Consider the following 14,829-nt stretch of genomic DNA (forward strand, 5'->3'; position numbering starts at 1 on the left):
ATGTTAAGCCGCACCGCCGATCACTTATTCTGGATGGCCCGCTACACTGAGCGGGCAGAAAATACCGCACGCATGCTGGATGTGCATTTACAAACCGGGATGTTGCCACAGGCCGTAGAAGACACCGAACAAGGCTGGCGCGCAATTCTGGGGATTTCCGAATTGCAGGAAGCCTACGACAAACGCCATGAAACTCTGACGGCGAAAGACGTCATTGACTTCATGGTGCGCGACCCGAGTAATTCTTCGTCTATCGCTGCCTGCCTGACACAAGCGCGTGAAAATGCACGGGCCGTGCGCGGCGCGCTGACTACGGAAGCATGGGAAATCCAGAACGCTACCTGGCTGAAGATGCAGACCTATCTCAAAACCAACGCGCTGGAACAAAATCCGGCCGAGTTTTTTGAGTGGGTCAAACATCGCTCGCATCTATCTCGTGGCGTCACCATCGGCACCATGCTGAAAGACGAAGCTTTTCACTTTATTCGTCTTGGGACTTTTCTGGAGCGTGCGGATAACACCGCACGGATTATCGACGTCAAATTTCATGGCGCCAAAGAAAAGCAGCAAAAACAAACGCAGTCGCAAGGTCTGCGCCAAAGTCAGGGCGAGCACGCAGAAGTCACCGCAGAACCGCAGCTGGACTTCTATTACTGGGCTGCGATTTTGCGTTCCGTCTCGGCATTTGAAATTTATCGGAAAGTCTATCGCGACGTCATCTCACCGGCCCGCGTAGCCGATCTGCTGATCCTGCGTGCCGACATGCCACGTTCGCTGCTGGCCTGCCTTGAAGAGGTCGTGAACAATCTCAAGCACGTCAGCAACAATGCATCCGCCGATACCGAGCGCTTCGCTGGCAAACTGCACGCCGAACTACAGTTCAGTAATATCGATGAAATTCTTGAAGACGGTTTGCATGATTATCTGACCGTATTTTTTGAGCGCATCTTCGAACTGGGTAATCGTATCAGCCGTGACTTTCTGGTTCCGCTAACGGCCTGACCCGTTCATGCTACTGACCATCAGGCACGAAACGGTCTATCGCTATACTGAGCCGCTCACTTATACGATTCAGCAATTGCGGTTGTCGCCTCGTGCCGAACCACAGCAGCGCACGCTGGACTGGCGCATCACCAGCTCTGGCGTGCATCATCCTTTTAACGACGCATTTGGCAACCTTTGCCACATGCTGACCATTACCGGGCAACATAATGAAGTCCGGATTGTGGCAGAAGGCAGCGTTGTGGTGGCGCCATTGCATCTGGGCCGGCTATCGCAAGCAGGTGAATTTTTGCCGCTTGTATTTACGGTGCCGACCCAACTTACGCAACCCTCCCCCGCGATTATCGATTTTGCCCATAGACATTTAATCCGGGCGGCAAACAGCGACAATCTGCTTGCGCTAGCCACCGCAATTTGTGATGCCGTGGCATATCAAAGCGGCGCAACTCTCGTCACCACCAGCGCCGACGACGCGCTGCGGCTCGGTCAGGGGGTGTGCCAGGATCATGCGCATTTATTCCTCGCCTGCTGTCATGCGCTGGGCATTCCTGCACGCTATGTTTCAGGCTATATCGACCCCGGCAACAGCGACCATGCAGAAAGCCATGCATGGGTGGATGTCTGGATTGTGCAACCCGATTTTTCGGGCTGGATTAGCGTCGACGTCACGCATGCGCGCTTTGCCAGCGACGTGTATTGCCGTCTCGCAATCGGCCGCGATTATGATTCTGCTGCGCCGGTGCGCGGTGTACGACGTGGCGGCGGTTCGGAAACCCTTAGCGTACGCGTCAACGTTACTGCGACAGCATCGGATCAATAATTCTTAATATTTCGTCAACAACCGTTGCGCTGAAAAGTGATAGCCTCCGTTGTTAGTTATTCTTCAGATAACTAACAATGTGGCGCAATCCTGTAAAATCTGTCCTTTAGATTTTTTATTTGCATCATGACTTATTGCGTCGCTATGCGCCTGAAGACCGGGCTGGTTTTCTTGTCCGACTCTCGCACCAATGCCGGTGTCGATCACGTCGGCACTTTCCGTAAGATGAGCGTGTTTGAAAATCCGGGCGAGCGCATGCTGGTCATGATGACGGCAGGCAACTTATCGATCTCGCAATCGATTAAACAAATCATCTCGGAACACACCACCGCCACCGGAAAAAGTATCTGGACCGCCAATTCGATGTACGAAGCGACGCAAATTGTGGGCGATGCTATTCGAATAGTATTTGAACGCGATGCCAGCGCGTTGCAAAAATTCGGCATCGATTTCAACGTCGGGATTATTTTTGGCGGCCAGATCAAAGGCGAACGTTGCCGTTTATTCCAGATTTACTCCGCAGGCAATTTCATCGAAGCGCATGATGAGAACCCTTATTTCCAGATCGGCGAAGCCAAATACGGCAAACCGATCATCGATCGGGTTTTCGTCGGCTCAGATTTGACGCTTGATCAAGCTGCAAAATGTGCGCTGCTATCAATGGATTCGACCTTACGCTCCAATTTATCGGTCGGCTTGCCACTTGATTTGCTGGTGTATGAAAGCGAAAAACTGGCGCTAACCCATTTCGTGACCATCGATGAAAAAAATCAGTACTTCAAGTCGATTATCGGCAGTTGGTCTAGCCAGCTTAGGCGGGTCTTCGATGAAACCGCAGATCCGTTGTGGCATCCAGTCCCGGCAGAGGTTTCCGATAGATTGACGTTGAAAGCCGACCAAACTCAGTCGCTGGTGATAACGCCGCCCAAGGATATTCTGTGGGATAGCATCCCAACTGCATTGCAAACGCTGGCCCAGAGTCAGAATAGCGGGCAAAGCTAGCGTTAGTTTGCGTAATCGTTGTAAGCGCTGAGTATTTCAGCTGCGGCGATTATTCCAGCCATAAAAAAAGCTCCCGATGCCGGGAGCTTTTTTACTATCAATCTTGCAAAAATAGATTTACAGCACAATCGTCTGTGCTTCGCCGTCAGCGCGCGTCCGGATTTCACCGATTGTAAATACTGTCTCGCCCGCAGCCTGCAATTGCGCCAATGCAGCTTGTGCATTTTCTTTCGCCACGATCACGGCCATACCGATACCGCAGTTGAAAACCCGATGCATTTCATCATCAGCGACGCCGCCATGCTCTTGCAGCCATGTAAATAGTGGCGGCATCGTCCAGCCATCGCGATGCAGTACAGCGGTTAAATTGTCTTGCAGCACGCGCGGGATATTCTCTACCAGACCACCGCCGGTAATATGGACCATACCTTTGACTTCCATCGATTCCATCAATGCCAGCAGCGGCTTGACGTAAATACGGGTCGGTGCCATCAGCACATCGGCCAGACTACGGCCATGGAAATCAGCATCAAGGTCAGGTTTAGCAACAGCAATAATCTTGCGAACCAACGAATAACCGTTGGAGTGCGCGCCCGATGATGCCAGACCGAGGATCACATCACCGGGAGTGATTTTGGTGCCGTCGATCAGCTTGGATTTCTCGACTGCGCCAACCGCAAAACCGGCCAGATCGTATTCGCCGTCTGGATACATACTTGGCATTTCGGCAGTTTCGCCGCCGATTAAGGCGCAACCGGCTTGCTCGCAACCTTGGGCGATGCCCTTGATGACATCGGTCGCGCTAGGCACGTCAAGCTTGCCGCAGGCGAAATAATCGAGGAAAAATAGTGGCTCGGCGCCTTGGACCAGAATGTCATTGACGCTCATTGCGACCAGATCGATACCTACGGTATCGTGACGATTCAGCATAAAAGCTAGTTTTAGCTTGGTGCCAACGCCATCCGTGCCAGAAACCAACACTGGCTCTTTGAATTTCTTGCTGATTTCGAACAGCGCACCAAAACCGCCGATGCCGCCCATTACGCCTTCGCGCATTGTGCGTTTAGCAAATGGCTTGATGGCCTCGACTAAAGCGTCGCCGGCGTCCATATCAACGCCGGCGTCGCGATAGGAAAGAGAAACATTGGATGTTGAAGTCATGATGTGATTGGCAGCAGAGGCGGTAAAATAGAAGAATTCGTCCGCGCATAACAAAATAACAACAAATAAACATTCTATTATTAGGTTTATTTAGGTTTGTTATCGCGGCAAAAACGCTATTTTATCAAACCGATTCAACTATCCCCAAAATACATGCCATTTTCTTTTACTGAAGAGCAAAAACAAACAACGTTGTGGTGTGTCATGGGTGCGTTGCTCATTGCGTTATTCGTCGCATTGGGCCCGATCATGACGCCATTCGTTGCCTCGGCGATTCTGGCGTACGCTCTTAACCCGGGTGTCGACTGGCTGGCGAAACGACGAATAGGCAAATATCGGCTGCCCCGCGCCTTGGCGGTATTTCTGGTCATGATGATACTGTTGTTGGCGATTCTGGCGATGATCCTGATCGTGATTCCGGTGCTGCACAAAGAAATTCCATTGTTGCAAAATCAAATACCGACCTTTTTAACCAGACTAAACGATACGCTTGGGCCGCATTTGCACGACCTTGGGATTAATTTTCGACTGGATGGTGCTGGCATCAAAGATATGCTGGTCAAACAACTCTCCACTAGTGGGGATGAAATCTGGACTTCGGTGCTTGCCTCCATCAAAGTTGGCGGCACCGCCGTCATTGGCTGGCTGGCGACCTTATTACTAGTCCCTATCGTGTTATTTTATTTATTGCAGGATTGGCACCAGTTTCTATCCCGCCTTGGCAAAATGGTGCCGCGTCGCTGGCAAGCAAAGACGGCTAGCATGGCGCATGAAGTCGACGAATTGTTAGCGCAGTATTTGCGTGGTCAATTATTGGTAATGTTAGTACTGGCAGTCTATTATTCTACCGGGCTGGCAATTGCCGGATTTGACGTTGCGCTGCCAGTCGGTATCATTACCGGATTGTTGGTATTTATTCCATACGTCGGCTTCGGGCTAGGCTTGGTGCTGGCGCTGATTGCCGCGATGTTGCAGTTCGGCGGCTTTCATGGATTAATCGCGGTGGCGATTGTGTATGGCATCGGTCAGGTGCTCGAAAGCTTTATCCTGACACCGCGCCTGGTCGGCGAACGCATTGGTTTGCACCCGCTGGTAGTCATTTTTGCGTTGATGGCCTTTGGGCAGTTGTTTGGCTTTGTCGGCATCTTGCTGGCGTTACCCGCTTCGGCAATTATCTCCGTGATGGTCAAACATCTTCGTATGCACTATCTCAGCAGCAGTTTTTATAATCAGTAAAATGCCATTACAACAGCAATCAAGTAGGAAAACCCAAGCATGAGGCAGTTACTGCTCGACATTACTGCCGACGACGCACAAACCCTGGATACTTTCGTCATCGGAAATAACCAGGAAGTGTTGCATTTTTTGCAGCAATTAACAGCACCATCAACCGCCGTAGTTACCGCACCGGGCGATAGATTCGTCTACCTGTGGGGTCAATCCGGCGCAGGGAAAAGCCATTTACTACAAGCTTTTGCACGTGCCACCAACGCGCATTTGATCTCTGCCGCCGATTTAAACGCGCATCATGCGACTGAATACAATGAGGCCTATAGCGCGGGCCTGTTTCATTTTTCGCCCGACGATACCGGCTATCTGATTGATGACTGCGACAAATTATGTGCAGAAGACCAGATTCTTGCATTTGCATTGTTTAACCAAATCCGCGAACATGGCGGCTGGCTGATTACCAGTGGCGGCCAACCGCCCGCAGAACTGACGAACACGGTGCGCGAAGATTTGCGTACGCGTCTCGGCTGGGGCCTGATTTATCAATTGCATGGCTTAAGCGACGAGGAAAAAATCTCGACATTGACGCAGGCAGCACAAGCGCGTGGGCTTACCCTGTCAAGTGGCGTGCTACCCTATCTCATTACCCATTTCAGACGTGATATGCGTTCATTAATGGCAAAGCTGGATGAACTCGACCGTTATTCGCTAGAAACCAAACGCCCTATAACCCTGCCGTTATTACGCAGCCTGTTACAACTCGAATCTGAAGAAAAATCATTATGAATCTAGCGCTATTCGACCTTGACCACACACTGCTGCCTATCGACTCGGATTTCGAGTGGGGGCAATTTTTAATCCGTATCGGCGCAGTGGATGCCGATGCGTTCAAAAAAAGTAATGCTGAGTGGTTTGCCCAATATCAGGCAGGCACCCTTGATCCTGTGAAGTATCTGGAATTCACCTTCGGCACGTTGTCAGCATTTCCGCGTAAGCAGCTGGATGCCTGGCATGAGCAATTTATGAAAGAAGTGATCCTGCCGCGTATTACACCGCAGGCGCTGGACCTGTTGCAACAGCATCACGATGCGGGCGATCTGGTTGCCATCGTGACTGCCACAAACAGTTTTGTCACCGAACCAATTGCCAAAGCGCTAGGCGTCGATTTTCTGATCGCGTCCGACCCGGAAACCACAGATGAAGGCGAAATTACCGGCAAACTGCTGGATACCCCAACATACGGTCCGGGCAAAGTCATCCATACGCATGCGTGGCTGGCTACGATGGACATGACGCTGGATAGCTTTCCGCGCACTTTTTTCTATAGCGATTCGCATAATGACTTGCCGCTAATGAAACTAGTTACCGACCCGATTGCGACCAATCCGAACGCGCAACTGAAAGCACATGCTGACGCGCACGGCTGGTCGATTCTGAATTTATTCGACGAATAAGGCGCTTTGAAGAAATAAGCATGACGTTTGGATCGGCCCCGGCCAGCGCTTCTGGCAACATGGCGCGCAAGAGTTATAGTGCGCCTTGTAATAACCAGTACGTTACTGCTACTGTAAATGGCACCGATCCGATCCAAACGTGAGAATTATTTCGGAATGCACCTAGTCGAGACGACGCCTCTGCATCGCCCACCTATAATCAAACCACAATGATCAAAAAGCTGATTCGCTCCATCCTCGGACCCAAGAAAAAGATGGACGACCACACCACACCAGTGGTGCTGGCCCCCAAGCAACATGGCATTGACCCACAACTGGTTTCGCCCAATGCGATACGCGTGACCAGTACGCTGCAAGAGGCCGGTTTCAAGGCCTTCATCGTAGGCGGGGCGGTGCGCGATCTTTTGCTGGGCGTAAAACCGAAAGATTTCGACGTTGCCACGAATGCCACGCCGGAACAGGTCAAACGGCTATTCCGGCGTGCGTTCCTGATCGGCAAGCGTTTTCAGATCGTGCACGTCATGTTTGGTCAGGAATTGATCGAAGTCACCACATTCCGTGGCGCTTCATCGACCGGCGCGCCGAAAGATGAGCATGGCCGCGTATTGCGCGACAATACCTTTGGCGAGCAGCACGAAGACGCCGCCCGCCGCGATTTCACTATCAACGCCATGTATTACGATCCAAGCAACCAAAGCGTGCTGGATTATCACGGCGGAATTGCCGACGTTCGCGGCAAAATCTTGCGCATCATCGGCATCCCTGAAGCCCGCTATCGCGAAGATCCGGTGCGGATGTTGCGTATCGTCCGCTTTGCCGCCAAGCTTAACTTCACCATCGAGCCAGAAACCCGGGCCCCGATTCCCGTCATGGCAACTCTCATCAATAACGTTCCGACAGCACGCGTATTCGATGAAATGCTAAAGCTGCTGATGAGCGGCCATGCGCTGGCTTGCCTGCAACAGCTGCGTAAAGAAGGCTTGCATCATGGCTTGTTGCCATTGCTGGACGTGGTGCTGGAGCAACCAATGGGCGAAAAATTCGTCACTTTGGCGCTGGCAAATACCGATCAGCGCGTCCGTGAGGGCAAACCAGTTTCGCCCGGCTTCCTATTTGCCGCATTGCTATGGCATCAAGTGCTGGAAAAGTGGACTGCCTATAAAGCGGCTGGTGAATTTCCTATCCCCGCGCTGCATCTTGCGGCCGATGATGTGCTGGATGCACAAACCGATAAGCTGGCGCTACAACGCAAAATCGCGTCCGATATGCGTGATATCTGGTCGATGCAACCGCGATTCGAGCGTCGTGTCGGCAAATCACCGCACAAATTGCTGGAACATCTGCGATTGCGTGCTGGCTACGATTTCTTGCTATTGCGTTGCGCCTCGGGCGAACTTGACAGCGAATTAGGCGAATGGTGGACGGCCTTCATGGAAGCCGATGGGACCGGGAGAGAAGTATTGCTGGCACAAAAGCCAAAGGTCACAAACGAACCGCCGCCACCGAAAAAACGTGCACGCAGACGTAGTAGCAGCACGGGCGGCGGCGGTGCGCAAAACGGGGCGTAGGCGTGACGATTCCCCCCAATCCCCCTATTTGCGCTAATGTAGTCGCTTACATAGGCGTCGGCGGCAATCTTGGCGATGCCAGAGCGCAGGTAGAAAATGCGATTGTGCAGCTGGGCGCGTTACCGCATACCAAGCTCAGCGCACAATCCAGTTTGTTTCGCACCGCCCCCATAGAGTCCAGCGGTGATGATTACGTCAATGCAGTCGTGCGCATTGATACGCAACTAGATCCGCATGCATTGTTGCAGGCATTACAAGATGTCGAACACAATTTCGGTCGTGAACGTCCTTATCTGAACGCTCCGCGAACGCTGGATCTGGATTTATTGTTATATGGGACAACAACGATTGCCGATGCAACATTAACTGTGCCACATCCCCGCATGGTTCAGCGCGCCTTCGTTTTGATCCCTTTGCTGCAAATCGATCCTTTTATTGCGATTCCAGGACTCGGTCCGGCACACCAGTTCGTGCCGCAAGTCACCGATCAGGCAATTGCTAAAATTTAACCTGAGATGCAAGTCGGCTGACTGCATCGTCTCAAAAAACATGCACGCTCTACGCTAGTCACGGTGTCGTTTTACAGACTGTAAATACGACAATTTGCGGGACTCCATCCTCGCCAGACGCTTTGCTACAGCGAAGCATTTTATTTACCGCATATGAATCTACAATCTTACAAGTACGTCGTGGTTGAAGGCCCCATCGGGGCCGGAAAAACGACCCTGACAAAAAAAATAGCCGCACACATCGGTGCGCAAGTGCTGCTGGAACAACCGGAAAATAACCCTTTTCTGGAAAAGTTCTATTACGATCCAGCCCGCTATGCGCTATCGACGCAGATGTTCTTTTTGTTCCAGCGTATCAATCAATTGCGCGATCTGGCACAGAGCGATTTATTTGACAGCTCAGGCGCCGTTGCGGCCGATTTTTTACTAGATAAAGATCCGATTTTTGCCAATCTGACACTCGCCGATGATGAGCTAAAACTCTATCAACAGCTGTACAGCCATCTGCGCCCGCAAACGCCGACGCCGGATCTTGTCATTTATCTGCAAGCAGAACCGGATACGCTGTTCGAACGCATCAAAAAACGCGGAATTCCTATGGAATCCGGTATTTCACCCGATTATCTGAAACGACTGTGCGAGAGCTATAGCCGCTTTTTTTACGATTACGAGGCCGCGCCATTATTAATCGTGAATAACGAACATCTGGATTTATCCGGCAGTGATGCCGATTTTGAGTTGCTGCTGGCCCGTATCGATAGCATGCGCGGAAAGCGTGAATTTTTTAATCGCGGAGAATAATATGGCGGGTTACTTACAAGGCGACACGGCGTCGCCAACACGGACAAAACCGGTGACGGCTCCGGTACTGCAAGCCATGCATGACAAAGGTGAAAAAATCACCATGCTGACTTGTTACGATGCTAGCTTCACAGCGCTGCTGGACCGTTGTGGCATCGACACTATCCTAGTGGGAGATTCGCTCGGTATGGTCTGTCAGGGTCACGCATCGACGCTGCCAGTATCCGTGCAAGATATTGTGTATCACACCGCCAGCGTTGCACGTGCCAATCCTACTGCAATGGTGCTGGCCGACTTGCCGTTCGGGAGTTATGGCACACCTGAGAGCGCGTTCGCCAACGCCGTTCAGGTGATTCAGGCAGGCGCGCAGATGGTCAAAATCGAAGGCGGCGCCTGGCTGGCGCCAACCGTGCGTTTTCTGACTGATCGTGCCATTCCGGTGTGCGCGCATCTGGGTCTGACACCGCAATCTGTGCATCAGATGGGCGGCTACAAAGTACAAGGTAAAACCGATGCAGCGGCGGAGCAATTGAAAGCGGACGCGCTGGCATTGCAAACGGCTGGCGCAACGCTGATTGTGCTGGAAGCGATTCCCGCAACGTTAGGCAAAGAAGTGACGGCATTGCTAAACATCCCGACGATTGGCATCGGCGCGGGTCCGGATTGCTCCGGCCAGGTGTTGGTGTTGCATGATTTGTTGGGCGTTTTCCCAGGCCACAAAGCACGTTTCGTGAAGAATTTCATGGAAGGTCAAACCAGCATTGACGCCGCGGTAAAGACCTATATCGCGGCAGTCAAGGACACGTCATTTCCTGCGCCGGAACATTGTTTTTAATGTTCAATCCGGCTTTGGCCTGACGAGAAAATAATAAAAAATCCCCAATCCGGCTAACCGAATTGGGGATTTTTTTACAGCTAATTGAATGTTTATAATTCCGCTTAGAAAAGTGTGTTCACCATTCCACGCATTCCTAGCTGCACATCAATCTCACTCGTCGTAACGCTTCAAACTGCAGGCCATATTGTGTGCGAGATCGTCCGGACCATTCACTGTGACGCCCAAATCACGCAACAAGCCGTCTTGCACGCCGTACACCCAGCTATGGATCGTCAGTTCTTGTCCACGTTCCCAAGCGTCTTGAACGATCGTCGTCTGGCAAACGTTAGACACCTGCTCCATTGAGTTGAGTTCGCACAGACGATCATGTCGTAGCTGTTCGGACAGCCCTTCTCCCAAATAACGCTCATGTTTTTGATGCACATCTTGCACATGGCGCAGCCAGTTGTCAGCAAGACCAACACGACGCTTGGTCAGGGCCGCATGGACGCCGGAGCAACCATAATGGCCGACGACGAATACGTGCTTGACCTTAAGTACATCTACCGCAAATTGCAGTACCGACAAGCAATTCAGATCGCTATGCGCGACTACGTTCGCAATGTTGCGATGGACAAATAATTCGCCCGGTAGCAAGCCAAGTAATTCATTGGCAGGAACCCGGCTATCAGAGCAGCCGATCCAGAAATAATCAGGCGATTGTTGGGCGGCCAGCGTTTTAAAAAAGACCGGATCGCGTGCAATCATTGCAGCGGCCCATTGACGGTTGCTATCGAAAAGTTGTTCCTGTGTGAGGACGTCTTTATGCTTTATCATCGTTTTCCGTTCAGGGTAAGCTTTTAATTAACATGATATTTTTACAACTCACGTAAATCAACTTGACCGCCATTTTATCGAAACTGTAGAGTTACATTTATTTTTTTCAAAATCCGCATGCAGGAAGAGTAAATATTGCATCAAATGCGGTTCTTCGTATGCACTGAAATTGTAAAAAAGCCGTTGATCTGTCAAGATCAGCGGCTTTTTGCAACTATTTTTAGACGTTTTATCGAGAACGCCTTAATTACTCAAAGAACTCTTTAACTTTGTCTTTCCAAGACTTGGTCTGAGGATTGTGTTTAGCGCCGCCTTCAGTTGTCAGCAAATCAAAATCACGCAGCAGTTCTTTCTGGCGATCACTTAACTTCACTGGCGTTTCGACCACGACGTGGCAAAACAGATCACCGGCATAGCCTGAACGAACCCCTTTGATCCCCTTGCTACGCAAACGGAAGGTTTTGCTAGACTGCGTGCCTTCTGGGATCGTGAACGAGACCTTGCCATTGAGCGTCGGCACTTCAATTTCGCCGCCCAAAGCCGCCTTAGCAAACGAAATCGGCATTTCGCAATGCAAATCATCGCCATCACGCTGAAATACGCCGTGCTGCTTGATATGAATTTCGACATACAAATCGCCTGGAGGCCCGCCGTTCATGCCCGGCTCACCGTTGCCGGATGACCGAATGCGCATGCCATCGTCGATCCCTTCAGGAATCTTCACTTCGAGGGTTTTATTGCGTTTGATACGACCGGCACCTGCACAAGACGCGCATGGTTCAGCGATGACTTTGCCGCTACCATGACATTTTGGACAAGTTTGCTGAATGCTGAAAAATCCTTGCTGCATCCGGACCTGACCATGACCACCGCAAGTCGGGCATGTCACTGGCTCTGTGCCAGGCTTGGCACCGCTGCCGTGACACGGCTCGCAAGCATCCCATGAAGGAACGCGAATAGTGGTGTCAAAGCCGTGCGCAGCCTGCTCTAGCGTGATTTCCAGGTTGTAGCGCAAATCTGCACCGCGATATACCTGCGGGCCAGCGCTGCGACCGCCACGTTGACCACCGCCACCACCGAAGATATCGCCAAAGATGTCGCCAAAGGCATCCGCAAAACCACCACTGCCACCACCACCGCCTCCGCCACCCATATTTGGGTCTACACCGGCGTGACCATAGCGATCATAGGCCTCACGTTTTTGCGGGTCGGACAGCATCTCGTAGGCTTCTTTCGCCTCTTTGAATTTATCTTCAGCACCTTTGCTATCCGGATTACGGTCCGGATGATGTTTCATCGCGAGTTTGCGGTACGACTTCTTGATTTCTTCATCAGAAGCGTTTTTCGCAACCCCTAGAATTTCGTAAAAATCACGTTTCGCCATGTTTTGGCACCCTATTATTGAAGAACATATTTGTAGCTGACGTTAGTGGCTTTTCAATTCGTTCGTCCCGGAATCGGGGACGTAAAACGATGGATCGAGCTCAACAACGCAGCAACATGGCAATTTGCTCTAAGCGAAAACGCCGAACAGAGCTAAAAGCTTTGTCCGGCGCGTCATTGCAGTGCATCGGAAGACTTCCCGATGCACCGCCGGACGAATGTTTACTTGTCTTTTACTTCTTTGAAATCAGCATCAACGACGTCGTCTTCTTTTGCTTTGCCTTCTGATGCACCGGCGTTACCACCAGCACCAGCAGCACCTTCAGCGCCCGCAGCAGCTTGTTGCGCTTGCATGTCGGCATACATCTTTTCGCCGAGTTTTTGCGCTGCTGTGCTCAAAGCGGCGGATTTGTTGTCGATGGCTGCTTTGTCGCTGCCCTTCAACACTTCTTCCAGTTCTTTGATCGCGGCTTCGATGCTTTCTTTCTCAGACGCTTCCAGCTTGTCGCCGTACTCAGCCAGTGATTTACGTGTCGAATGGACCAGCGCATCGCCTTGGTTATGCGTTTCAGCCAATTCTTTCAAACGCTTGTCGTCTTCGGCATTCAATTCCGCATCACGCACCATCTTTTGAATTTCTTCTTCGGTCAAACCAGAGTTTGCCTTGATGGTGATCTTGTTTTCTTTACCAGTTGCTTTGTCTTTCGCGCCGACGTGCAAGATACCGTTCGCGTCGATATCGAAAGTCACTTCGATCTGCGGTGTACCGCGTGATGCTGGCGGGATACCTTCCAGATTGAATTCGCCCAGACCTTTGTTACCGGCTGCCATTTCGCGCTCGCCTTGGAACACTTTGATGGTCACTGCTGGCTGATTGTCGTCAGCAGTCGAGAACACTTGGCTAAACTTAGTCGGAATAGTCGTATTTTTCTTGATCATCTTGGTCATGACGCCGCCCATCGTCTCGATCCCGAGCGACAAAGGCGTAACATCCAACAGCAGCAAGTCTTTACGATCGCCGGACAACACCGAACCTTGAATCGCAGCACCGACAGCAACGGCTTCGTCAGGATTCACATCTTTACGTGCATCTTTGCCGAAGAATTCTTTGACCTTTTCTTGCACTTTAGGCATACGGGTCATACCGCCGACCAGAATGATGTCGTCAATGTCAGAGACCTTAACGCCAGCGTCCTGAATCGCAATACGGCAAGGCGCGATGGTTTTTTCGATCAATTCTTCAACTAACGATTCCAACTTAGCGCGTGTCATCTTCATAGTCAGATGGACTGGTGCGCCATTTGCCATCGCGATGTACGGCTCGTTGATTTCTGTTTGTTGCGAAGATGACAATTCAATCTTAGCGCGTTCTGCCGAAGCTTTGATACGTTGCAATGCAATCGCATCTTTGCCCAAATCGATACCATTGACCTTTTTGAACTCGTCCAGAATGTAATCGATCATGCGTTGATCGAAATCTTCACCACCGAGGAAGGTATCGCCGTTCGTCGACAACACTTCAAATTGCATTTCACCGTCAACGTCCGCGATTTCGATGATCGAAATATCGAAAGTACCGCCGCCCAAGTCATACACAGCAATCTTGCGATCGCCTTTTTCAGTTTTATCCAGGCCGAATGCCAGCGCAGCAGCGGTTGGCTCGTTGATGATGCGCTTTACGTCCAGACCAGCGATACGGCCAGCGTCTTTAGTTGCCTGACGTTGCGCATCGTTAAAATAAGCAGGAACGGTGATGACCGCTTCAGTTACTTCTTCGCCGAGGTAGTCTTCAGCGGTTTTCTTCATTTTGCGCAAAACTTCTGCGGCGATTTGTTGAGGTGCCAGTTTTTTGTCGCGGACAGCAATCCATGCATCGCCGTTATCGGCTTTAGTGATCTCGTAAGGCATCAACGCGATGTCTTTTTGGACTTCTTTTTCGTCGAACTTACGACCGATCAGACGCTTAGTAGCGTACAGGGTATTTTTTGGGTTGGTGACTGCCTGGCGTTTTGCCGGGGCGCCGACCAGAATTTCGCCATCTTCTTGATACGCGATAACGGATGGCGTAGTACGCACACCTTCCGAGTTTTCGATAACCTTAGGCTTGCCGCCTTCCATGATGGAAACACAAGAATTGGTGGTACCCAAGTCAATGCCGATAATTTTACCCATGATGCTGTCCTTTACTTAATTTGTTGAATTTTGATGTTCTGAATATTGGGAGAAAAACGATGCTTTCAACCCT

Annotated in this window: 15 protein-coding genes; 11 read left to right on the forward strand and 4 right to left on the reverse strand. The window is 51.1% G+C overall.

What is annotated here, in order from left to right; translation table 11 throughout:
• The 3 genes from C7W93_RS16035 to C7W93_RS16045 all read left to right on the forward strand — a co-directional run bounded on the left by C7W93_RS16035 (nucleotide 1) and on the right by C7W93_RS16045 (nucleotide 2,824).
• A complete protein-coding gene (locus C7W93_RS16035) occupies nucleotides 1–1,002 on the forward strand; it encodes an alpha-E domain-containing protein (RefSeq protein WP_108441298.1) in 1,002 nt (333 codons plus the stop codon).
• Between the two features lie 7 nt (nucleotides 1,003–1,009).
• Complete coding sequence (locus C7W93_RS16040) at nucleotides 1,010–1,822, forward strand: transglutaminase family protein (RefSeq protein WP_108441299.1); 813 nt, start codon at nucleotides 1,010–1,012, stop codon at nucleotides 1,820–1,822.
• 126 nt (nucleotides 1,823–1,948) lie between these two features.
• Complete coding sequence (locus tag C7W93_RS16045; RefSeq protein WP_108441300.1) at nucleotides 1,949–2,824, forward strand: peptidase; 876 nt, start codon at nucleotides 1,949–1,951, stop codon at nucleotides 2,822–2,824.
• A 117-nt stretch (nucleotides 2,825–2,941) separates the two neighbouring features.
• Here C7W93_RS16045 and purM read toward each other — a convergent pair whose 3' ends face one another.
• Nucleotides 2,942–3,985, reverse strand: a complete 1,044-nt coding sequence (purM, locus tag C7W93_RS16050) for a phosphoribosylformylglycinamidine cyclo-ligase (RefSeq protein ID WP_108441301.1) — start codon at nucleotides 3,983–3,985, stop codon at nucleotides 2,942–2,944.
• 153 nt (nucleotides 3,986–4,138) lie between these two features.
• Between purM and C7W93_RS16055 the strand changes: the two genes are divergently transcribed.
• The 8 genes from C7W93_RS16055 (at nucleotide 4,139) to panB (ending at nucleotide 10,382) form a co-directional block, all read left to right on the forward strand.
• A complete protein-coding gene (locus C7W93_RS16055; RefSeq protein ID WP_108442164.1) occupies nucleotides 4,139–5,221 on the forward strand; it encodes an AI-2E family transporter in 1,083 nt (360 codons plus the stop codon).
• A 39-nt stretch (nucleotides 5,222–5,260) separates the two neighbouring features.
• Complete coding sequence (gene hda, locus C7W93_RS16060; protein ID WP_108441302.1) at nucleotides 5,261–6,001, forward strand: DnaA regulatory inactivator Hda; 741 nt, start codon at nucleotides 5,261–5,263, stop codon at nucleotides 5,999–6,001.
• Nucleotides 5,998–6,669, forward strand: coding sequence for an HAD family phosphatase (locus C7W93_RS16065; protein ID WP_108441303.1), 672 nt, complete (start codon nucleotides 5,998–6,000; stop codon nucleotides 6,667–6,669). The genes hda and C7W93_RS16065 overlap by 4 nt, the downstream gene beginning before the upstream one ends.
• A 20-nt stretch (nucleotides 6,670–6,689) precedes the next feature.
• Nucleotides 6,690–6,812 carry a hypothetical protein gene (locus tag C7W93_RS25285; RefSeq protein WP_255419191.1) on the forward strand — a complete coding sequence of 41 codons (123 nt, stop codon included), beginning with the start codon at nucleotides 6,690–6,692 and terminating at the stop codon, nucleotides 6,810–6,812.
• Between the two features lie 66 nt (nucleotides 6,813–6,878).
• Entirely contained in the window at nucleotides 6,879–8,237 is a 1,359-nt protein-coding gene (gene pcnB / locus C7W93_RS16070) for a polynucleotide adenylyltransferase PcnB (RefSeq protein WP_108441304.1), read from the forward strand.
• 2 nt (nucleotides 8,238–8,239) lie between these two features.
• Nucleotides 8,240–8,746, forward strand: a complete 507-nt coding sequence (gene folK / locus C7W93_RS16075) for a 2-amino-4-hydroxy-6-hydroxymethyldihydropteridine diphosphokinase (RefSeq protein ID WP_225869909.1) — start codon at nucleotides 8,240–8,242, stop codon at nucleotides 8,744–8,746.
• 153 nt (nucleotides 8,747–8,899) lie between these two features.
• Entirely contained in the window at nucleotides 8,900–9,547 is a 648-nt protein-coding gene (locus tag C7W93_RS16080) for a deoxynucleoside kinase (RefSeq protein ID WP_108441305.1), read from the forward strand.
• Between the two features lies 1 nt (nucleotide 9,548).
• Nucleotides 9,549–10,382 carry a 3-methyl-2-oxobutanoate hydroxymethyltransferase gene (gene panB, locus C7W93_RS16085; RefSeq protein WP_108441306.1) on the forward strand — a complete coding sequence of 278 codons (834 nt, stop codon included), beginning with the start codon at nucleotides 9,549–9,551 and terminating at the stop codon, nucleotides 10,380–10,382.
• Between the two features lie 153 nt (nucleotides 10,383–10,535).
• On the opposite strand, the gene can is transcribed toward panB, so the two are convergent.
• The 3 genes from can to dnaK all read right to left on the reverse strand — a co-directional run bounded on the left by can (nucleotide 10,536) and on the right by dnaK (nucleotide 14,756).
• Nucleotides 10,536–11,201 carry a carbonate dehydratase gene (can, locus tag C7W93_RS16090; RefSeq protein ID WP_108441307.1) on the reverse strand — a complete coding sequence of 222 codons (666 nt, stop codon included), beginning with the start codon at nucleotides 11,199–11,201 and terminating at the stop codon, nucleotides 10,536–10,538.
• Nucleotides 11,202–11,448: 247 nt separating this feature from the next.
• On the reverse strand, nucleotides 11,449–12,585 hold the full coding sequence (gene dnaJ, locus C7W93_RS16095) for a molecular chaperone DnaJ (protein WP_108441308.1): 1,137 nt from the start codon (nucleotides 12,583–12,585) through the stop codon (nucleotides 11,449–11,451).
• 221 nt (nucleotides 12,586–12,806) lie between these two features.
• Nucleotides 12,807–14,756, reverse strand: a complete 1,950-nt coding sequence (gene dnaK / locus C7W93_RS16100) for a molecular chaperone DnaK (protein ID WP_108441309.1) — start codon at nucleotides 14,754–14,756, stop codon at nucleotides 12,807–12,809.
• Nucleotides 14,757–14,829 lie beyond the last annotated feature (73 nt).

The sequence above is a fragment of the Glaciimonas sp. PCH181 genome, assembly GCF_003056055.1.
Classification (GTDB): Bacteria; Pseudomonadota; Gammaproteobacteria; order Burkholderiales; family Burkholderiaceae_D; genus Glaciimonas.